Consider the following 19295-nt stretch of genomic DNA (forward strand, 5'->3'; position numbering starts at 1 on the left):
GGTGGATGCCGGCTCGTTCAACTCGCTTCATCTGGAGGATTTGACCATGCGACTCGATCTGACCCCCTATCGCCGCTCGACGATCGGTTTCGACCGACTGTTCGACTTGCTCGAGGCCAATGCCCGCAGCAACGCGGCCGAGAATTATCCGCCGTTCAATCTCGAGCGTCTCGCCGACGACCGTTATCGCATCACGCTAGCGGTAGCCGGCTTCAGCCGTGACGAGATCGACATCACCGCGCAGCAGAACCTGCTGCTCGTCACCGGCAAGAAGGAAGACAAGGGCGGCAACGCCAACTTCCTGCACGTCGGTATCGCGAATCGCAGCTTCGAGCGCCGCTTCGAACTCGCCGACTTCGTCTTTGTCGAGGATGCGCGTCTGAACGACGGCCTGCTCGTCATCGATCTGGTCCGCGAAGTGCCGGAGGCGATGAAGCCGAAGAGCATCGCGATCAAGACGGGCGCGCCGCTCGCCGCCGTCGAGAACCAGACGGGCGAGGCCAAGGCGGCCTGATCACCGGTTCGGCGTCTGTTGCTCCCTTTTCCAGACGCCGTGGGGCGTCCGGGCCGACGGGCCCGGGCGCCTTTATTCTATGGTCGAAGAGCTATTGTGCGATCCAGCAACGCTGGATCGGCGCGGTAGCGGCCCTCACCCCCGCCCGGCCGACGACCCAGGATACGCCGAGTGGGCGGCCGGTTGGCGGTGAGGGCCGGCGCCGCTTCCACGCACGTAGATTAGTTACTAGGATTCAAGCTCGTTCAGAGCCAGAACGCCAAGGCGGTGGCTGCCGATGGCGGTGCTCCTCGTCACCGCGCCTGCGTCCACCAGCGCATCCAGCAGCTTGAGCCAGAAACCTCGTGGCGGCCACCGAATGAACCGATTGTAGACCCTCGTCGCGGGCCCGTACTCGGCCGGCAATCGCACCAGCGACAGCCGATCTTGAGCACATGCAGGATGCCGGAGATCACCCGCCGATCGTCCACCCGTCGCGCTCCAGGCTGATCCTTGGGCAGGTGCGTCACGATCGCCGCCCACGCTTCATCCGACAACCAAAACAGCGCGATGCCCGCACTTCCGTGACCCACGCCTACAGTGGATCAGGAAAAACGCCCCCCATTCAACCCGCTGATTGGGTTTGAGCCCTAGACCAGGCGGCTCTGCTTTACCGCGGCCGCGATGAAGCTCGCGAACAGCGGGTGGGGATCGAACGGCTTGCTCTTCAGCTCTGGATGGAACTGCACCGCGACGAACCAGGGATGATCGGGCCGTTCGACGATTTCCGGCAGCGTGCCGTCGGGCGACATGCCGCTGAACACCAGCCCGCCCTTCTCCAGCGCGTCCTTGTAGTGCGTGTTCACTTCGTACCGATGGCGGTGGCGCTCATGGATCGTCGTGCCGCCATAGATCGATGCGACGACCGAATTGCCCGCAAGCGCGGCCTCGTACGCACCCAGCCGCATCGTGCCGCCCAGGTCGCCCGACGCCTCGCGCTTCTCGAGACCGTCACGCCCCATCCATTCGGTGATGAGACCGACGACGGGTTCCTCGGTCGGGCCGAATTCGGTGGAAGATGCCTGCGCGATACCCGCGAGATCACGGGCCCCCTCGATACAGGCCATCTGCATGCCGAAGCAGATGCCGAAATAGGGGATTTCGCGCTCGCGGGCGAACCTCACCGACTTGATCTTGCCTTCCGCGCCGCGCTCGCCGAACGCGCCCGGCACGAGGATCGCATCGCACGGCTCGAGCTGCGCGACGATCTCGTCCGCGTCATTCTCGAACAGTTCCGCATCGATCCAGCGGACATTGACCTTGACCCGATTGGCGATGCCGCCGTGGACCAGCGCCTCATTCAAGGACTTATAGGCATCCTGCAGCCCGACATATTTGCCGACCACGCCGACCGTCACCTCGCCCTCCGGATTGGTCAGCCGGTCGACGATGTCGGTCCAGCGCGACAGGTCCGGCGCCGACGAAGGCGTGATGCCGAACGCGCGCAGCACTTCCGAATCGAGGCCTTCGCCGTGATATTGCAGCGGCACCGCATAGATGCTCTTTGCGTCGAGCGCGGGAATGACCGCGCTTTCGGGCACGTTGCAGAACAGCGCGATCTTGGCCCGCTCCGACGGCGGCAGCGGCTTCTCGCAGCGGCAGACGAGCACGTCGGGCGCGACGCCGAGCGCGGCGAGTTCGCGCACCGAATGCTGCGTCGGCTTGGTCTTCAGCTCGCCCGCAGCGGAGATATAGGGCACCAGCGTCACGTGGATGCTGATCGCGTTGCCGCGTCCGACCTCGTTCTTCAGCTGGCGAATCGCCTCGATGAACGGCAGCGATTCGATGTCACCGACCGTGCCACCGATCTCGCAGAGGACGAAGTCCAGATCGTCGGTTTCCGCCTTGGCGAAGGCCTTGATCGCGTCGGTGACGTGGGGGATCACCTGCACCGTCGCGCCGAGATAATCGCCACGCCGCTCGCGTTCGATGATCGTCTTGTAGATGCGGCCCGAGGTGACGTTGTCCGACTGGCGAGAGGCGACGCCGGTGAATCGCTCATAGTGGCCAAGGTCAAGGTCGGTCTCCGCCCCGTCGTCGGTCACATAGACCTCGCCATGCTGATACGGGCTCATCGTTCCCGGATCGACGTTGAGATAGGGATCGAACTTCCGGATCCGGACGCGATAGCCGCGCGCCTGGAGCAGAGCTGCGAGAGAGGCCGCCATAAGGCCTTTGCCGAGCGACGAAACCACGCCGCCGGTGATGAAAATATACCGCGCCATGGGAAGAAACGCCTAGCTTGGATGGGGGGCAAACGACAAGAGCGCGCGCCACGGGGACGCGCGTTTATGCGGCGAACCGCAGAACGGTCTTAGCGGGCGAGCGGGACCGCGCCGTTGTCGGCGGGTGCGGTCGCCGGAGCGACGCCGTTCGCGGGCACCGGCGCGGCATCGGCCGGCGCGTTCGGCACCGCGTCCTGCCGCGGCGCGGGAACCGTCCGGGCGAGCGAGGTGTCGATCGTCTGCGTCTTGCTGCTCGCCGCGAGGAAGGCGAGCGCGATCGACATCGCGACGAACAGCGTCGCGAGGATCGAAGTCATACGCGTCAGGAAATCGGCCGCGCCGCGTGCCGACATCAGGCCGGACGGGCTGCCGCCCATCCCGAGGCCGCCACCCTCCGACCGCTGCATCAGGATCACCGTCACGAGCGCGGCGGCGATGATGGCATGGACGACGAGAAGGAAGGTGAACATCGAGAGACCCGAATTGTCGGTGAAGGCGCGCACATAAGCGGGAAGCGCGGGAGGATCAACCGGGCGTCCGCATACCCTGCCGTCGCCCGGTCGCGCGGCGTCCCTGTCGTTTCGTTAATTTTCTGCGGAAACCAGCGGCAACGCGCGGCGTTATGAACGCGAAACGACGCCCGGAAACGGCGCAGATGCGGGTATTTGCACGTGGGAACAGCTGCTCAGTCCTTGTCGACGTGGATGACCGCCCTGGTCGATTACGTCCGGTCCGGCGAGCCGGATCTCACCAACCGGCAAATGGCGTTGCTCTTGCTGGTCTATCTGAATCCCGGCCCCCATACGGTGCGCGGTCTGGCGCGCGCATTGAACGTATCGAAGCCCGTCGTCACGCGCGCCTTGAATAGGTTGGGCGCGCTCGGCTATCTGCGCCGCCAACGTGACGACAGCGACAAGCGCAACATCTTCGTCGCGCGTACTTCCGAAGGGGCAGAGTTTCTTGAAGAGTTCGGGCATTTCCTCGGCGACGCCGGATCGCCAGCCCACCGCGGCGGCGCCCTCCAGCCAGCCCGACTCGGCGCGTAAGGCCTTCGCGCTGACCGGACGGTCGGTCGTGCTTGATCCCCGTACGCATGCCGTGCGCGGTGACCTGGCCGACGTGCGCCTCGCCGATCAGGTGTTCGCGCCGCATTATGCCGCTGCCCTGCCGACCGTCGTGACGTCGCAGGCGACCTTGTACGGGGATCGCACGCGCAGCGAGCCGATCGGCGAGATGAAGGCGGGTGACGCCTTCGAGGTGCTCGAACTGGCCGGCGATCACGCTTGGGGTCGCGCACCCGCCACTGGCCTTGTCGGCTATGTCGACCGGACCGTGCTGGACTCCGCGGCGTGAGCGTCTCCGTCTTCATCGACGGTGCGGTCGGCACGACCGGGCTCGACATCCGCGAGCGCCTGGCGGGGCGGACCGACCTTGCCGTCGTCACGCTCGACGAGGCGCGCCGGAAGGATGCGGCGGCGCGCGAGGAGGCGCTGAACGACTGCGACATCGCGATCCTCTGCCTGCCCGACGACGCTGCGCGCGAGGCGGTCGCCCTCATTCGCAACGACCGCACGCGCGTGATCGATGCGTCGACCGCCCACCGCGTCGCGGAGGGCTGGACCTATGGTTTCGCGGAGCTGGAGCCGGATCAGGCCGATCGGATCGCGGCGGCCCGGTTCGTCGCCAACCCCGGTTGCTACCCGACGGCTTTCCTGGCGCTGGTGCGGCCCCTGGTCCGCGCCGGCCTGGTGCCCCCGGACTGGCCGCTGTCGTTCAACGCCGTGTCGGGCTATTCGGGCGGCGGCAAGGCGATGATCGCGGAGTTCGAGGAAGGCGCGACGGACACGGCCTTTCGGGCCTATGCGCTCGGCTGCGCGCACAAGCACCTGCCCGAAATGCGCGCGCATGCCGGATTGACGCATCCGCCGATCTTCGCACCGGCCGTCGCCCGGCTTTTGCGCGGCATGCTCGGCGAGGTGCCCCTTCCCCTCCTGCATCTGCCCGCGGCGCCGACCCTGGCGGACATCGAATCGGTGCTGAGGGAGGCCTATGCGGCGAGTCCGCTGGTCCGCGTGATGCCCGGCGACGTCGCGACCGCGGTGATCGAGGAGCACGCCGGCACCGACGGCATGAGCCTGCGCGTCTGCGGCAATGCGGGCACCGGGCAGGCGCGACTGGTCGCGACGCTGGACAATCTTGGCAAGGGCGCGGGCGGTGCCGCGGTACAGAATCTCAACATCATGGCCGGCCTCGATCCGCTCGCCGGCCTGACCCTGACGAAGGAATAGCGACATGCAGCGCAATCCCGTTGGCAAGCTCCTGCTGTTCGGCGCGACCGGCGATCTCGCCAAGCGGATGCTGCTGCCCTCGCTGTACGGCCTCCACGCCGACGGGCTGCTGCCCAAGGACCTGACGATCACCGGATCGGCTCGTGGCGACATGGACGACGACGGCTATCGCGACGTGGTCAAGAAGGCGCTCGACGAGTTCCTGCCCGCGGATCGCAAGGACGAGAGCGCCCTCGGCACCTTCATGGAGCGTATCCAGTTCCAGCCGGCCGACCTGTCCGACCCGAACAGCTTCCAGCCGCTCGCCGACAAGATCGGCGACATCTCGGGCGGCCTCGCCATCTACCTGTCGACCGCGCCGTCGCTGTTCGAATCGGCGGTCGAGGGACTGGAGAAGGTCGGGCTGACCGGATCGACTGTCCGAATCGCGCTCGAGAAGCCGCTGGGCTACGACCTTGCCTCGTCGATCGAGATCAACGATACCGTTGCGCGCGCCTTTCCGGAGGACCGGATCTTCCGCATCGACCATTATCTGGGCAAGGAAACCGTCCAGAACATCCTGGCGCTGCGCTTCGGCAATTCGATGTTCGAGCCGATCTGGAACGCGCAGGGTATCGACAATGTCCAGATCACGATCGCGGAGACGGTCGGGCTGGAGGACCGTGCCGGCTATTACGAAGGCGCGGGTGCGCTGCGCGACATGGTCGCCAATCACATGCTGCAGCTCGTCGCGCTGATCGCGATGGAGCCCCCCGCCCTCTATGACGGCACCGCGATCCGCGACGAGAAGGCGAAGGTGTTCCGCTCGCTGCGCCAAATCAGTCCGGAGGCGGTCCAGTCGTGCACCGTCACCGGCCAGTATGAAGAAGGGGCCGTCGGCGGCAAGGTCGTCAAGGGCTATGACGAGGAGCTCGGCTACGACAGCGACGTGGAGACGTTCGTCGCGATCAAGGCGTTCATCGACAACTGGCGGTGGCAGGGCGTGCCCTTCTACCTACGCACCGGCAAGCGCATGGCCAAGCGGCGCAGCGAGATCGCGATCCAGTTCAAGCCGGTACCGCACTCGATGTTTTCCGGTCGCGGCGGGATCCTGCAGCCCAACACGCTGGTGATCCGCCTCCAGCCGGAGGAATATATCCAGCTGCTGGTGATGACCAAGGAGCCGGGGCTGGATCGCGACGGGCTGCGCTTGCGCGAAGTCCCGCTCAACCTCAGCCTCGACGCGGAATTTGCCGGCACGCGCCGCCGGATCGCCTATGAGCGGCTGCTGCTCGACCTGATCGAAGGCGACCAGACACTGTTCGTCCGCCGCGACGAGGTCGAGGCGCAGTGGAAGTGGATCGATGCGATCCGCGCCGGCTGGGCGGCGAACCAGACCAAGCCGAAACATTATGCCGCCGGCACCTGGGGTCCCGCCGGCGCCATCGCGCTGACCGAACGCGACGGCGTGACCTGGCAAGACGATTGACCCACGTGTTCCTGCGGACGCAGGAACCCAGAGTGATCAGCCGGGCCGCTCGTGGCCCTGGGCTCCTGCCTTCGCAGGAGCGCGGCAGCGCGTACTGCCGGGATGGAGAAGCATTATGACCGAGATCGAATGGTGGGACTATGACGACGCGGGCGAACTCGCCGAGGCGATCGCCGGCGACATCCAGTTCGTCATCGAAAGCGCGATCGATGCGCGCGGCTCCGCGGTCATCGCGCTGGCGGGCGGCAAGACGCCCTTTCCCGCCTATGAGAAGCTGGCGCAGGCCAAGCTCGACTGGAAGCGCGTGACGATCGTTCCGGGCGACGAGCGGATCGTACCGCTCGGCGATCCGCTGTCGAACGTCACGCAGCTCGGCAAGCTATTCATCCCCAAGGGCGCGCGTGTCATCCCGATCGTCCCCAAGCAGACCGAGGACTATAAGGCCGCCGGCCGTTCCGCCGACGCGCTGATGCAGGACCTGCACTGGCCGCTCGACCTGTGTCTGCTGGGGGTCGGCGGCGACGGCCATACCGCCTCCATCTTCCCCGGCCCCGATTTCGACGAGGCGCTGAACGGCCCCAAGGAGCGGCGCATGCTCGGCGTGATGCCCGATCCGCTGCCGCCGGAGGCGCCCGTCGCCCGCGTGTCGCTGTCGCGCGCCGCCATCGCCAGCGCGCGCGCGCTGATGATCGCGGTGACCGGCCAGGCGAAGCGCGATGTGATCGAAAAGGCCATCGACCAGGGGCCGTCCTCGCCCTATCCCATCGGTCGGGTACTCGCAGACGTCGAGCTGCCCGTCGACATCCACTGGGCTCCTTGACCGGCGCCCCACCCTCTCGGACGGATTTCCTCCCCATGAATCCCGCCGTTTCCGCCGTTACCGACCGGATCATCGAACGATCCCGGCCGACCCGTTCCGCCTATCTCGCGCTGATCGAGCGCGAGCGGGACAATGGCGTGCGCCGCCCGAACCTCGGCTGCGCCAATCTCGCCCACGCCTATGCCGGCACCGCCGAGGACCGCGACGCGATGCGCGCCGACGCGGGCATGAACATCGGTATCGTGACGGCGTACAACGACATGCTGTCGGCGCACGCCGTCTATTATCGCTACCCGGAACTCATGAAGGTCTGGGCGCGCGAGGTCGGCGCGACCGCGCAGGTCGCGGGCGGCGTGCCCGCCATGTGCGACGGCGTGACGCAGGGCTATGCCGGCATGGAACTGTCGCTGTTCAGCCGCGATACGATCGCGCTCTCGACTGCGATCGCGCTGAGCCACGGCACGTTCGAGGGCGCGGCGCTGCTCGGCATCTGCGACAAGATCGTGCCCGGCCTGCTGATGGGCGCGCTGCGCTTCGGACATCTACCGATGGTGCTGATCCCGGGCGGGCCCATGCCGACCGGCATCGCGAACAAGGCGAAGGCGGCGGTTCGTGAACGCTATGCCGTCGGCGAAGCGACACGCGACGAACTGCTCGACACCGAGATCCAGGCCTATCACGGCAAGGGCACCTGCACCTTCTACGGCACGGCCAACACCAACCAGATGATGATGGAGGTGATGGGCCTGCACATGCCCGGCGCCGCCTTCGTCCAGCCTCAGACCAAGCTGCGTCAGGAACTGACGCGGGCGGCGGTGCATCGGCTGGCGCGGCTCGGCTGGCGTGGCGACGATTACCGGCCTCTCGGCCATTGCGTCGACGAGCGGGCGGTGGTGAACGCCGCGGTCGGACTGCTCGCCACGGGCGGATCGACCAATCATCTGATGCACTTGCCCGCCATCGCGCGGGCGGCGGGCATCGTCATCGACTGGGAGGATTTCGATCGCCTGTCGCAGGCGGTGCCGCTGATCGCGCGCGTCTATCCGAACGGTTCGGCGGACGTGAACGGCTTCGAGGAAGCGGGCGGCATGCCGTTCGTGATCCGCGAACTGCTGTCGGCCGGCCTGCTCCATGGCGACATCCCGACGATTGGCGGCGGCGATCTGCACGCCTATGCGCAGCGTCCGGTGATGCAGGACGACGCGCTCGCCTGGGAGCCGGTGGGCGACAGCGGCGACGATACGATCCTGCGCCCTGTCTCGGCCCCCTTCTCCGCCGATGGCGGCATGCGCATCCTGACCGGCAATATCGGCCGCGCCTGCATCAAGGTGTCGGCGGTCGAGCGATCGCGCTGGATCGTCGAGGCACCGGCGCGCGTCTTCGCCGACCAGGCGGAGGTCCTTGCCGCGTTCAAGGCGGGCGAGCTGGAGCGCGACGTCGTCGTGGTCGTCCGCTTCCAGGGCCCGCGCGCCAACGGCATGCCGGAACTGCACAAGCTGACGCCGCCGCTGGGCGTGCTGCAGAACCGCGGCTTCAAGGTCGCGCTGGTCACCGACGGGCGTATGTCGGGCGCGAGCGGCAAGGTACCGTGCGCGATCCATTGCTCGCCGGAGGCGCTGGGGAACGGCGCGATCGGCAAGCTTCGCGACGGCGACGTGATCCGCCTCGATGCCGAGGCCGGTACGCTGGAGGCGTTGGTCGATGCGGCGGAATGGGCGGTACGGCCGCTCGCCGACGCGCCGCCGCCGGCAGAGGGCATGGGTCGCGAGCTGTTCGCGATGTTCCGCCAGTTCGCCGATGCGGCCGAGCTGGGCGCGTCGCCGATGCTCGCGGCGGGGGGACTGTAGATACGGGATTCGCGCGTCTCCCATCGCCTGCGGGTGATGGTCTTCCCCGACCGAACGATCGGCGGGAGGTGCGAGGCGCGGGTCGAGCCTTTAGGGAGGGATGAATGCACATCGTAGCCGTGGACATCGGGGGAACGCACGCGCGCTTCGCGATCGCGGAGGTGGACGGCGGTCGCGTGACAGCGATCGGCGACCCGATGACGCTCAAGACGGCGGATCACGCCAGTCTCCAGACGGCGTGGCAGGCGTTCGCCGCGTCGCGGGGCGGCGTGTTGCCGAACGCGGCGGCGATCTCGGTCGCCTCGCCCATCACCGGCGACGTCATCCGCCTGACGAACAACCCCTGGGTGATCCGCCCGTCGCTGATCCCGGAGCGGCTGGGCGCGGACATCTACACCGTCATCAACGATTTCGGCGCGGTCGGCCACGCGGTGGCGCAGCTGCCGCAGGAGCATTTCATCCACCTCTGCGGGCCGGACATCCCGATCCCGACCGACGGCATCACGACGGTCTGCGGGCCGGGCACGGGCCTTGGCGTCGCGCAGGTGCTGAAGACCCCGGCCACCTATCACGTGCTCGCCACCGAGGGTGGGCACATGGACTTCGCGCCCCTCGACGCGATCGAGGATGCGATTTTGCGCCGCCTGCGCCGCACCTATACGCGCGTGTCGGCGGAGCGCATCTGCTCCGGCCCCGGCATCGTCGCGATCTACGAGACGCTGGCGGAAATGGAGGCGCGCCCCGTCCCCAGCCGTGACGACAAGACGATCTGGACGGAGGCGCTCGACGGCACCGATTCGATCGCGCTTGCCGCGCTCGACCGGTTCTGTCTCTCGCTGGGCGCGGTCGCGGGCGATCTCGCGCTGGCGCATGGCGCAAAGGGCGTCGTGATCGCCGGGGGCCTGGGCCTGAGGATCAAGGACAAGCTGATCCGCTCCGGCTTCGATCAGCGGTTCGTCGCCAAGGGTCGATTCCAGTCGATGATGGCCGGCCTGCCGGTCAAGCTCATCACCCATCCCCAGCCCGGCCTGTTCGGCGCCGCAGCCGCCTTCGCGCAGCAGCACACCGGCCAATAAGGACGTACGCCATGACCGATATCGCCACCATCATGCAGACCAGCGCCGTCATCCCGGTGCTGGTGATTGACGACGCCGCCACCGCGCGACCGCTGGCCGAGGCGCTGGTCGCCGGGGGGCTGAAAGTGCTCGAGGTGACGCTGCGCACCGGTGCCGCGATGGAGGCAATCGCCGAGATGAAGGCGGTTCCCGGCGCGATCGTCGGCGCGGGCACGGTCGTCAACGAACGGCAGGCGCGAGACGTGATCGATGCGGGTGTCGAGTTCATCGTCTCCCCCGGCCTGACCGAACGTCTGGCGAGGCCGATCATCGACGCGGGCGTCGCCTATCTGCCCGGCACCGCCACCGCGGGCGACATCATGCGCGGGCTCGACCTGGGCCTCACGCATTTCAAGTTCTTTCCGGCTGAGACCTCCGGCGGGCTGAAGGCCTTGAAGGCGCTCGCCGCCCCCTTCTACCAATGCCGCTTCTGCCCGACGGGAGGTATCACCGAAGCAAGCGCGCCAGACTGGCTGGCGTTCGATCCGGTATTGTGCGTCGGGGGCAGCTGGGTCACGGGCGGCACGATGGCCGAGGTCGAGGCGAAGGCGCGGGCGGCGAGCGGACTGCGCCGCTGACGGGGCATGACGGCTTCGACCCGGGTTATCCGCCCGCTTTACGGCTGAAATGTCCGGATGACCGCCTTCCCGATGCCCCGCCCGGCCATCGGGACGGCGGACGTCCGCTCAGTAGCTGCCCGTCCTGACGCGCAGCAACTTGGGGACGGGGCCGAAATTGAGACCGTAATCGGTCTCGTCACCGTTCAACCACCGTGTGGGGTGCCACACCCCGTCGCGCATCTCGCCTTCCTCGACGCGCAGCAGCTGCCCATGGCGGCCGTCGGCGGCGGTGCGGACGAATTCGACGCGCGTGTCGATACCGCTGACGAGCCAATCGTCCGTGCCGAGGCGTATCACCATCGCGCGGCCCGATTGTGACGGCGAATTGGCGAGGATGGCGGGCGTATCGCCCCAGGGGGGCGGTCCGAAGCTGAGCTGCGCTACCCAGCCGTCGGAGAGCGACAGCATCTGCTTGGCGCGGCCGGGCTCTTCCACCGCGGCATAGAGTCGCCGGTCGAACGCTGCCTGGGCGACGAGGGCGCGTATCGGATCGAGCATCAGGAAATTGGCGCGATGCGCCGCGGTCGCGGCCTCCGTCGCCGGCGTGACGGGGTCGGCGTCGATGCCGAATACGGAAAAGCCCACGCCGCCACGCTGGAGGACGTAGAACAGGAAAGGCGCGGTCTTGGCGTCGAAGCCTGTTTCGGAAACCCAGGACGGATTGTCCGCACGGGCATATTGGTCGAGCACCTTGCGGTATTCGCCGGCGTCGTCGGTGTAGATATCGGTCCCGATGAAATCGACGGAGGGCGCCGCCGCCTTCCACAGATCCAGCATCGTCCAGACCGCGCCGCCGCTGGGATAATCGATGCCAGGATATTTCTTGTCCTTGTAGCGCAGCCAGGTGTTCACATAGACGGGCAAGGGATTGGCCGCCTTGCCCGCCGCCGCGACGCGCTCGATGTAGCGCGCGGTCGCCCAGGCGCCGAACGCCTCCTCCGCATCGGGACCGAAGACATCGCGCCAGCGGCCCGGCTTGCGGCCCAGTTTCGCGACGAGATCGGCGGGCACCGCGTCTGCGAAGGCCGCCTCCGCCGCGGCACCATGGTCACGGATCGCACCGATCGCGCCGGGCTCGTTCTCGACCTGCACCGCGATGACGGTGTGGCGGTCGCCATCCGTAGCCCTGAGGTGCCGCATCAGCGCGACGAAGGCCGTCCGGTCGGCGTCGAGGTTGGACAGTGCATGCGGCGACAGCACGTCGATCGGCTCGCCGCGCGCGTCGATCATGCGGGGAAATGCGATGGGATCGGCCCGCACCCAGGTAGGCGCATAATGGTTCTGACCGTTCTTCCACGTCCCGAACCACAACAGGATGAGCCGCTTTCCCGAGGCGCGCGCCTTGGCGACCAGCGCGTCGACGTTCGTCGTGTCGTATCGGCCGCGCGCCGGCTCGAATTGCTCCCAATAGACGGGCGCCTCGATCGTATTGGCCGCCATGGCCTCCGCCGCTGCCCAAGCGGCCGGCAACCGCGCAGGCCAGGCGCTCGAATTGTGCAGCTGCGCGGCAAGGATGAGGAAGGGCTTGCCGTCGACGCGCAGCATCATCCGTCCGTCGCGCCATTCCACGCGCGGCATGTCCTCGGCCGTTGCGGCACGCGGCGCGATCAGTGACAGCAGTAGGGCGGAAGCGGCTATACGAAGATGGAAGCTCATCATCGTATACTATATGTGGGGCAAGCTGCGTCAACCGCTTGCGGATAGACGGGCGGCTGGCTCCGTCCGGGCTACATCTCGCCGCGGGCGCGACGGATGGCGTACCACTTCTGGACGTTGGCGTTGTGCTGCGCGAGCGTGTCCGCGAAGACGTGACCACCCGTTCCATCGGCGACGAAGTACAGCGCCTTTGACTGGGCGGGGTCGAGAACCGCATCGATGGAGGCACGCCCCGGGTTGGCGATCGGACCCACCGGCAGCCCGGTCTCGGCATAGGTGTTGTAGCCGTTCTTCGCGCGCAGCTCGGACCGCAGGATGCGCCGGCCGAGCGGCCTGCCCTTGGTGATTGGATAGATCACCGTCGGATCGGCCTGCAACGGCATGCCGGCGCGCAGGCGGTTGCCGTACACCGCCGCGACCATGCGGCGCTCCGAGGGTTTGCCGGTTTCCTTCTCGACGATCGAGGCGAGGATGATCGCCTGTTCCGGTGTCGACACGGCGATGCCGGGCTTGCGCTTCGCCCAGGCTGCCTTGAGATACGTGCGCATCGCATTCTGCATCCGCGCCACCACGGCCGCGCGCGTATCGCCGCGCTGGAAGGCGTAGCTGTCGGGCAGGACCGATCCTTCCGCGGGCACCGCGACCGGTCCGACCAGCCCGTCCGCCTTGATCAGCGCGTCGTGGACGAGCACCGACGGGTAGCCTTCGGGCACCACGACCAGACGCTGCAGGACCTTCCCGCCCTGCAGCATCTTGAGGATGTCCGACTGGCTGGTGTGCGCGGGAATGCGATATTCGCCCGCCTTGATCGGCTCGCCCGATCCGAACAACCGCGCTAGCATGCGGAACCGCGAGGCGGACGGGATCGCGCCCGCCTTCTCCAGTTCGCGCGCGGCCCCGGCGAGCGTGCTGCCCTCCGCGACCTGGACGGTGAGCGTGCGCGGCGCGGGGCCGCTGCCGCCCCAGCCATGGACGACCCAGAAGGCGCCGAGGATCGCGACGAGCGCGATCAGCAATCCGATGCAGCCGGCCTTGCGCACGTCAGCTCTCCCGGGCCCGGTCGTCAGACCGCCTTCATCACCAGCGACGCGTTGGTGCCGCCAAATCCGAAGGAGTTGTTCAGCACCGCCCGCACCTTCCGCTTCTTCGCGACATGCGGGACGAGATCGACGCCGACGCAATTGTCGGAGGGATTGTCGAGGTTGAGCGTCGGCGGCACGATCTGATCGCGCATCGCCAGGATGCAGAAGATGCTCTCCACCGCGCCCGCGCCGCCCAGCAGGTGGCCGATGGCCGACTTGGTCGACGACATGGAAAGGCCGTCCAGCGCATTGCCGAACAGACGGCGGACGGCGCCGAGCTCCAGCTCGTCACCCAGCGGCGTCGACGTGCCATGGGCATTGATATAGTCGATGTCCTCCAGCGCGAGGCCCGACTTGCGCATCGCCATCTGCATCGATCGGAACGCGCCCGAACCTTCCGGATGCGGTGCCGTCACGTGGTAGGCGTCGCCCGACAGGCCGTAGCCGATCACCTCGGCATAGATCTTGGCGCCGCGCGCCTTGGCATGCTCATATTCCTCGAGGCAGACGACGCCCGCCCCCTCGCCCATGACGAAGCCGTCCCGATCCTTGTCGTACGGCCGGCTTGCACGCCACGGCTCGTCACGGAAGCCGGTCGACAGCGCGCGCGCCTGGCCGAAGCCGGCGATGCCGATCGGGCAGATCGCGCTCTCCGCGCCACCCGCGAGCATCACGTCGGCATCGTCCATCGCGATCATGCGGGCAGCGTCGCCGATCGAATGCGCGCCGGTCGAGCAGGCGGTGACGACGGCGTGATTCGGCCCCATCAGCCCGTATTTGATGCTGACCTGACCGGAGATCAGGTTGATCAGGCGACCATGGACGAAGTGCGGGCTGACACGCTTCGGCCCCTTGGCCGCGAGCACCAGCGATTCGCTTTCGATTCCCGGCAGGCCGCCGATACCCGACCCGATCGAACAGCCGGCGCGGTAGCGCGCCTCCTCCGGCATGTCGACGAGCCCGGCATCCTCGAGCGCCTGGCCGGCGGCATCGATGCCGTAGACGATGAACGGATCGACCTGGCGCTGGATCTTGTGATCGACGCGCTTGCCGGCGTCGAAGCCATACTCATGATCCGCGGGCTTTACCTCGCAGGCGTAGTTCGACTGGAAATCGGTCGCGTCGAAGCGGGTGATGGTGCCCGCGCCCGACTTTGCGGCGATGATATTGGCCCAGGCGGTCTCCACGTCCGCTCCCAGCGGAGTGACGAGGCCGAGACCGGTGACAACGACGCGACGCATGTTCTTCTTCCTCTCGGGCGCCCAGCCGGCCTTCACCGGCATCCCCCGCCCCGGGGTGGCTCCGCCCGCGGCGGAGCGGCTGCTTCATTCAACGCAAAACGGCTCCCCGCCCTCTAGCCGGGGACGGGGAGCCGCTCAATTCCGGCCCGATGATGCCATCAGGCTAAAGGCTTACGCCTTGTGCTCGTCGATGTAGGTGATCGCGTCCTTGACGGTCGTGATCTTCTCGGCGGCATCGTCCGGGATCTCGACGCCGAACTCTTCCTCGAACGCCATCACGAGCTCGACGATGTCGAGGCTGTCGGCACCGAGATCGTCGATGAAGCTCGCGTCCTCGGTCACCTTGTCGGCTTCGACGCCGAGATGCTCGACGACGATCTTCTTCACGCGGTCGGCGGTCTCGCTCATGGTATTTTCCCTCTTCACGTTGGGGGTGTTTTTAAAAGTTGCCGCACCGCCCGTAGAACGGGGCCGTCCGGCTGGCAAGCGTCTGTTAAGAGTCGCCGGCGTTCGCCAGCGATCCCAGCAAGTTAGATCATCGCCATGCCGCCGTTGACGTGCAGGGTCTGACCGGTGACGTACCCGGCTTCGCGGCTGGCGAGGTAGACGACGGCCGCCGCGATGTCCTCGCCCGTGCCAAGGTCGCCCGCCGGAATGCGGCTGAGCAGCGCGGTCTTCTGCGCATCCGGCAGCACGTCGGTCATCGCCGAGCGGATGAAGCCGGGCGCGACGCAATTGACGGTGATGTTGCGACTGGCGAGTTCCTGCGCCAGCGCCTTCGACATGCCGACCAGGCCGGCCTTGGACGCCGCGTAGTTCGCCTGCCCCGGATTGCCCGTCTGCCCGACGACCGAGGTGATCGACACGACGCGACCGAAGCGCGCCTTCATCATCGGCTTTGCGGCGGCGCGGATCAGGCGGAAGGCGGCCTCCAGGTTGACGCGGATCACCTGATCCCATTCGTCATCCTTCATCCGCATCGCGAGGTTGTCGCGCGTGACGCCGGCGTTGTTGACCAGGATGTCGAGCTTGCCGCTCAGTGCCTCGACCGCCTGCGGCACCAGCGCATCGACCGCGCTCGCATCGGACAGATTGCACGGCAGCGCGACATGGTCGCCGCCCAGCGACGCGCGAAAGTCCTCCAGCTTGTCGGCATTGGAGCCGGACACCGCCAGCCGCGCGCCCTGCGCCGTGAGGGCGCGGGCGATCGCTGAACCGATGCCCCCGGAAGCGCCCGTCACGAGCGCGGTCATGCCAGTCAGATCAAACATGCTTCATAATCCTTATCGGGTCGCGCGACGATACGGCGGGATCGAAGCCGTCGGAGACCATCGAGGCGACGGCCTAGGCGGCCGAGGCCCTTCGCTCCGCTCTGGCTCCGCGGGACCATCACATCGTCTTAAGCAGATTCTCCAGGTCGTCCATCGTCACGACGCTGACGGCGTCGGCGTCGGGCGCGATGCGCTTGACCATGGGGGCAAGGACCTTGCCACCGAACTCGACGAAATGCGTCACGCCGGCCTCGACCATCGCCAGCACCGATTCCCGCCAGCGCACCATGCCCGTCACCTGCTCGACGAGCGCGGCGCGGATCGCATCGGGATCGGCGATCGGCGCCGCATGGAAATTGGCAAAGACCGGGACGAGCGGCGCGGCGATCCGGGCGTCGGCGAGCGCCGCCGCCATGGCATCGGCGGCCGGCTGCATCAGCGGGCAGTGGAAGGGTGCGGAAACGGGAAGCAGGACGCCGCGTTTCGCCCCCATCTCCTTTGCAAGGCCAACGGCGCGTTCGACCGGGGCGCGATGGCCGGAGATGACGACCTGCCCCGGATCGTTGTCGTTGGCGACGGTGCAGACCTGCGCCCCGCCCCCGTCCGCGGCGACCGCCTCGACCGCCGCGGCGGCGATCGCCCGCGCCTTGTCGAGGTCCGCGCCGAGCAAAGCGGCCATCGCCCCCTCGCCCACCGGCACCGCGGCCTGCATAGCCTGGCCACGCAGCCTGAGCAGCCGCGCCGTGGTCGACAGGTCGAATGCCTGCGCCGCGCACAGGGCGGTATATTCGCCCAGGCTGTGGCCGGCGACATACTCCGCCTTGTCGGCGAGGCGCACGTTGCCCTCGCGTTCGAGGACGCGCAGCGTGGCGATCGCATTGGCCATGATCGCCGGCTGGGCGTTCTCGGTAAGCGTCAGCGCGTCTGCCGGTCCTTCCGTCATCAGGCGGAACAGGTTTTGGCCCAGCGCCTCGTCGACTTCGCCGAAGACTTCGCGCGCGACGGGACTGGCGTCGGCCAGCGCCTTGCCCATGCCCACCGACTGGCTGCCCTGGCCCGGAAAGATGAATGCCCGCATCACGCGCTCTCCTCGCAAATAATGGCGCGCGCAAGCCCGGAGGCCGCGCTCATCGCCAATCCTGGTGCGCGCCCCTAGGGCCGTGGCGGCCCTCACGCAACCTGAACGAACCTGTCGGAGTTGCGACATCCTGCGACCGTTTTGCTGGTCGGGCGGGAGAGGTCTGCGACAACCGGACCCCATTTCCTTCCCGACGCCGACTGACGGCGCCTGTTCGCAGATGGGAGTATGCAATCATGAAGAAGCTCGTTCTTACCGCGATCGCCGCCACGCTGGTGGCCGGCCCGATCGCCGCGACCGCCGCGGAGGCCGCCCCGCAGCGCCAGGAAGTGACCACCGTGCGCGAGCGGCCGAACGGCACCACCGTCGTGACGACGCGCACGTGGCGCACCGGCCAGCGCTTCGATCGCCGCTACGCCCCCAACTATCGCCGCGTGAACGAATACCGCACCTATCGCCTGCGCGCGCCGGCGCGCGGCATGTATTGGGTGCGCTCGGGTCGCGACGCGCTGCTGGTCCGGCCCAACGGCACGATCGTCGAGGTTCGGCCCGGCCTCTTCCGGTAAGCACCGGTAAAGCTGCGGCTTGAGGCTTGCCTTTCGGCCGGCCTGTGCTAAGGGCCGCCGATGGAAACGGGGCGGCGGGCGTTTGCTCGTCGCCCCGATTGCATGGACGACAGCCGGAGGGGCGCTGCATGGGGCATGCGTCAGCGATCGGCCAACGAAGGACAAGGCATGGCTCTGTACGAGCACACGTTCCTTGCGCGCCAGGATCTGGCACAGGCGCAGGTGGACGCGCTGGCGGAAAACGCCACGAAGATCATCGAGGACAATGGCGGCAAGGTTGTCAAGACCGAGACCTGGGGCCTGCGCAGCCTCGCCTATCGCATCGCGAAGAACCGCAAGGCGCATTACGTGATGCTTGAGATCGACGCACCGGGTTCGGTGGTCGCCGAGCTGGAGCGCCAGACGCAGATCAACGAGGACGTGATCCGCTACATGACCGTCCGCGTGGACGAGCTGGAGCAGGGTCCGACCGTGATGATGCGCAAGCAGGAGCGCGACCGCGAGCGTCGCAGCGACCGTGAAGGTGGGCGCGAAGGCGGCCGTGACGGCGCGCCGCGCGGCGACCGTGGCCCCCGTCGTGACCGTGAAGAGGAGGCCGCATAATGGCTCGCCCGTTTTTCCGCCGCCGCAAGTCGTGCCCGTTCAGCGCCAAGGATGCGCCGCGGATCGACTATAAGGACGTCCGCCTGCTGCAGGGCTTCGTGTCCGAGCGTGGCAAGATCGTGCCGTCGCGCATCACTTCGGTGAGCGCCAAGAAGCAGCGTGAGCTCGCCCAGGCGATCAAGCGCGCCCGTCACCTGGGCCTGCTGCCCTACGTCGTGAAGTAAGGAGCGAGCCACATGGACGTTATTCTGCTGGAGCGCGTCGAGAAGCTCGGCGCCATCGGCGACGTGGTGAAGGTGAAGGACGGTTTCGCCCGCAACTTCCTGCTGCCGAACAAGAAGGCGCTGCGCGCCAACGAAGCCAACCGCAAGGTGTTTGAGGCGAACCGCGCCCGCATCGAGGCGGACAATGCCGCCCGTCGCAGCGACGCGGAAAAGGATGCTGGCTCGTTCAAGGACGCGTCGGTCACGCTGATCCGTCAGGCATCGAACACCGGCCAGCTGTACGGCTCGGTCGCGGTGCGCGACCTGGTCGAGGCGCTGGACGCTGCCGGCCACAAGGTGACGAAGAGCCAGATCGTCCTCGACAAGCCGATCAAGTCGATCGGCGTGTATGACGTGCGCGTCGCGCTGCACCCCGAGGTCGCGGTGACCGTCAAGGTCAACGTCGCCCGTTCGCCCGAAGAGGCCGAGATGCAGGCGCAGGGCGTCGACGTCATGGCGCAGATGTTCGAGCGTGACGAGGCCGGCTTCACCGAGGATTACGATCCGAACGCCGAGCCGGGCGCAACCGCCGAGGTTCAGTCGGAGGAGCAGGCGGAGGGCTGATCGCCCCTCGTTGCTTTTCCCGAAACGAAAGAGCC

21 protein-coding genes and 1 pseudogene are annotated in these 19295 nt (G+C 67.5%); 13 read left to right on the top strand and 9 right to left on the bottom strand.

Annotation, left to right across the window (positions count from 1 at the left end; all coding sequences use genetic code 11):
* Positions 1-46 precede the first annotated feature (46 nt).
* Positions 47-514 carry an Hsp20 family protein gene (locus RF701_RS03910; protein WP_203310037.1) on the top strand — a complete coding sequence of 156 codons (468 nt, stop codon included), beginning with the start codon at positions 47-49 and terminating at the stop codon, positions 512-514.
* Positions 515-778: 264 nt separating this feature from the next.
* Here the strand turns inward: RF701_RS03910 and RF701_RS03915 are convergent.
* From RF701_RS03915 to secG, 3 genes and pseudogenes are all read right to left on the bottom strand, one after another.
* Positions 779-1065: pseudogene (locus RF701_RS03915) on the bottom strand (transposase); the annotation flags it as partial.
* Between the two features lie 78 nt (positions 1066-1143).
* Positions 1144-2778, bottom strand: a complete 1635-nt coding sequence (locus tag RF701_RS03920) for a CTP synthase (RefSeq protein ID WP_203310039.1) — start codon at positions 2776-2778, stop codon at positions 1144-1146.
* Between the two features lie 89 nt (positions 2779-2867).
* The gene (gene secG, locus RF701_RS03925) at positions 2868-3248 is read right to left on the bottom strand and encodes a preprotein translocase subunit SecG (protein ID WP_203310040.1); all 381 of its coding nucleotides are present in this window, start codon (positions 3246-3248) and stop codon (positions 2868-2870) included.
* Between the two features lie 234 nt (positions 3249-3482).
* On the opposite strand from secG, the gene RF701_RS03930 reads away from it, so the two are divergent.
* From RF701_RS03930 to eda, 8 genes are all read left to right on the top strand, one after another.
* Positions 3483-3824, top strand: a complete 342-nt coding sequence (locus RF701_RS03930) for a MarR family transcriptional regulator (protein ID WP_203310041.1) — start codon at positions 3483-3485, stop codon at positions 3822-3824.
* The gene (locus tag RF701_RS03935; RefSeq protein ID WP_238940942.1) at positions 3739-4131 is read left to right on the top strand and encodes an SH3 domain-containing protein; all 393 of its coding nucleotides are present in this window, start codon (positions 3739-3741) and stop codon (positions 4129-4131) included. The genes RF701_RS03930 and RF701_RS03935 overlap by 86 nt, the downstream gene beginning before the upstream one ends.
* Positions 4128-5066 (top strand): N-acetyl-gamma-glutamyl-phosphate reductase, encoded by a 939-nt coding sequence (argC, locus tag RF701_RS03940; RefSeq protein ID WP_203310042.1) that lies wholly within the window; start codon positions 4128-4130, stop codon positions 5064-5066. The genes RF701_RS03935 and argC overlap by 4 nt, the downstream gene beginning before the upstream one ends.
* A gap of 4 nt (positions 5067-5070) precedes the next feature.
* Positions 5071-6534, top strand: a complete 1464-nt coding sequence (gene zwf / locus RF701_RS03945) for a glucose-6-phosphate dehydrogenase (RefSeq protein ID WP_203310043.1) — start codon at positions 5071-5073, stop codon at positions 6532-6534.
* Between the two features lie 115 nt (positions 6535-6649).
* Positions 6650-7354 (top strand): 6-phosphogluconolactonase, encoded by a 705-nt coding sequence (gene pgl, locus RF701_RS03950; protein ID WP_203310044.1) that lies wholly within the window; start codon positions 6650-6652, stop codon positions 7352-7354.
* 35 nt (positions 7355-7389) lie between these two features.
* Positions 7390-9201, top strand: a complete 1812-nt coding sequence (gene edd / locus RF701_RS03955) for a phosphogluconate dehydratase (RefSeq protein WP_308814147.1) — start codon at positions 7390-7392, stop codon at positions 9199-9201.
* A gap of 104 nt (positions 9202-9305) precedes the next feature.
* Positions 9306-10277 (top strand): glucokinase, encoded by a 972-nt coding sequence (gene glk / locus RF701_RS03960; RefSeq protein WP_203310046.1) that lies wholly within the window; start codon positions 9306-9308, stop codon positions 10275-10277.
* An 11-nt stretch (positions 10278-10288) separates the two neighbouring features.
* On the top strand, positions 10289-10894 hold the full coding sequence (gene eda / locus RF701_RS03965) for a bifunctional 4-hydroxy-2-oxoglutarate aldolase/2-dehydro-3-deoxy-phosphogluconate aldolase (protein WP_308814148.1): 606 nt from the start codon (positions 10289-10291) through the stop codon (positions 10892-10894).
* 108 nt (positions 10895-11002) lie between these two features.
* Here the strand turns inward: eda and RF701_RS03970 are convergent, their stop codons facing one another.
* From RF701_RS03970 to fabD, 6 genes are all read right to left on the bottom strand, one after another.
* Positions 11003-12592: a DUF5597 domain-containing protein gene (locus RF701_RS03970; RefSeq protein ID WP_308814149.1), complete on the bottom strand. Its 1590-nt coding sequence runs from the start codon at positions 12590-12592 to the stop codon at positions 11003-11005.
* Positions 12593-12663: 71 nt separating this feature from the next.
* Positions 12664-13632 carry an endolytic transglycosylase MltG gene (mltG, locus tag RF701_RS03975; RefSeq protein WP_210358523.1) on the bottom strand — a complete coding sequence of 323 codons (969 nt, stop codon included), beginning with the start codon at positions 13630-13632 and terminating at the stop codon, positions 12664-12666.
* A 23-nt stretch (positions 13633-13655) separates the two neighbouring features.
* Complete coding sequence (fabF, locus tag RF701_RS03980; RefSeq protein ID WP_203310050.1) at positions 13656-14915, bottom strand: beta-ketoacyl-ACP synthase II; 1260 nt, start codon at positions 14913-14915, stop codon at positions 13656-13658.
* Positions 14916-15086: 171 nt separating this feature from the next.
* A complete protein-coding gene (locus tag RF701_RS03985; protein ID WP_017979028.1) occupies positions 15087-15323 on the bottom strand; it encodes an acyl carrier protein in 237 nt (78 codons plus the stop codon).
* 122 nt (positions 15324-15445) lie between these two features.
* Complete coding sequence (gene fabG / locus RF701_RS03990; protein ID WP_308814150.1) at positions 15446-16186, bottom strand: 3-oxoacyl-[acyl-carrier-protein] reductase; 741 nt, start codon at positions 16184-16186, stop codon at positions 15446-15448.
* A 118-nt stretch (positions 16187-16304) separates the two neighbouring features.
* The gene (fabD, locus tag RF701_RS03995; protein ID WP_308815612.1) at positions 16305-17264 is read right to left on the bottom strand and encodes an ACP S-malonyltransferase; all 960 of its coding nucleotides are present in this window, start codon (positions 17262-17264) and stop codon (positions 16305-16307) included.
* Positions 17265-17500: 236 nt separating this feature from the next.
* On the opposite strand from fabD, the gene RF701_RS04000 reads away from it, so the two are divergent.
* From RF701_RS04000 to rplI, 4 genes are all read left to right on the top strand, one after another.
* Entirely contained in the window at positions 17501-17830 is a 330-nt protein-coding gene (locus tag RF701_RS04000; protein WP_210358520.1) for an RcnB family protein, read from the top strand.
* A 168-nt stretch (positions 17831-17998) separates the two neighbouring features.
* Entirely contained in the window at positions 17999-18433 is a 435-nt protein-coding gene (rpsF, locus tag RF701_RS04005) for a 30S ribosomal protein S6 (protein ID WP_203310101.1), read from the top strand.
* Positions 18433-18657 (top strand): 30S ribosomal protein S18, encoded by a 225-nt coding sequence (rpsR, locus tag RF701_RS04010; RefSeq protein ID WP_007403456.1) that lies wholly within the window; start codon positions 18433-18435, stop codon positions 18655-18657. The genes rpsF and rpsR overlap by 1 nt, the downstream gene beginning before the upstream one ends.
* Positions 18658-18669: 12 nt before the next feature.
* A complete protein-coding gene (gene rplI / locus RF701_RS04015) occupies positions 18670-19260 on the top strand; it encodes a 50S ribosomal protein L9 (RefSeq protein ID WP_203310053.1) in 591 nt (196 codons plus the stop codon).
* Positions 19261-19295: the final 35 nt, after the last annotated feature.

This window comes from Sphingomonas sp. GV3 (assembly GCF_031082075.1).
GTDB lineage: Bacteria > Pseudomonadota > Alphaproteobacteria > Sphingomonadales > Sphingomonadaceae > Sphingomonas > Sphingomonas beigongshangi.

Coding starts and splice junctions, on each gene's coding strand:
- zwf (WP_203310043.1), top strand. CDS start 5,071: ATGCAGCGCAATCCCGTTGGCAAGCTCCTGCTGTTCGGCGCGACCGGC.
- RF701_RS03985 (WP_017979028.1), bottom strand. CDS start 15,323: ATGAGCGAGACCGCCGACCGCGTGAAGAAGATCGTCGTCGAGCATCTC.
- fabF (WP_203310050.1), bottom strand. CDS start 14,915: ATGCGTCGCGTCGTTGTCACCGGTCTCGGCCTCGTCACTCCGCTGGGA.
- rpsR (WP_007403456.1), top strand. CDS start 18,433: ATGGCTCGCCCGTTTTTCCGCCGCCGCAAGTCGTGCCCGTTCAGCGCC.
- RF701_RS03920 (WP_203310039.1), bottom strand. CDS start 2,778: ATGGCGCGGTATATTTTCATCACCGGCGGCGTGGTTTCGTCGCTCGGC.
- RF701_RS03910 (WP_203310037.1), top strand. CDS start 47: ATGCGACTCGATCTGACCCCCTATCGCCGCTCGACGATCGGTTTCGAC.
- rplI (WP_203310053.1), top strand. CDS start 18,670: ATGGACGTTATTCTGCTGGAGCGCGTCGAGAAGCTCGGCGCCATCGGC.
- rpsF (WP_203310101.1), top strand. CDS start 17,999: ATGGCTCTGTACGAGCACACGTTCCTTGCGCGCCAGGATCTGGCACAG.
- RF701_RS03930 (WP_203310041.1), top strand. CDS start 3,483: ATGACCGCCCTGGTCGATTACGTCCGGTCCGGCGAGCCGGATCTCACC.
- secG (WP_203310040.1), bottom strand. CDS start 3,248: ATGTTCACCTTCCTTCTCGTCGTCCATGCCATCATCGCCGCCGCGCTC.
- fabG (WP_308814150.1), bottom strand. CDS start 16,186: ATGTTTGATCTGACTGGCATGACCGCGCTCGTGACGGGCGCTTCCGGG.
- edd (WP_308814147.1), top strand. CDS start 7,390: ATGAATCCCGCCGTTTCCGCCGTTACCGACCGGATCATCGAACGATCC.
- glk (WP_203310046.1), top strand. CDS start 9,306: ATGCACATCGTAGCCGTGGACATCGGGGGAACGCACGCGCGCTTCGCG.
- RF701_RS04000 (WP_210358520.1), top strand. CDS start 17,501: ATGAAGAAGCTCGTTCTTACCGCGATCGCCGCCACGCTGGTGGCCGGC.
- eda (WP_308814148.1), top strand. CDS start 10,289: ATGACCGATATCGCCACCATCATGCAGACCAGCGCCGTCATCCCGGTG.
- pgl (WP_203310044.1), top strand. CDS start 6,650: ATGACCGAGATCGAATGGTGGGACTATGACGACGCGGGCGAACTCGCC.
- fabD (WP_308815612.1), bottom strand. CDS start 17,264: ATGCGGGCATTCATCTTTCCGGGCCAGGGCAGCCAGTCGGTGGGCATG.
- RF701_RS03970 (WP_308814149.1), bottom strand. CDS start 12,592: ATGAGCTTCCATCTTCGTATAGCCGCTTCCGCCCTACTGCTGTCACTG.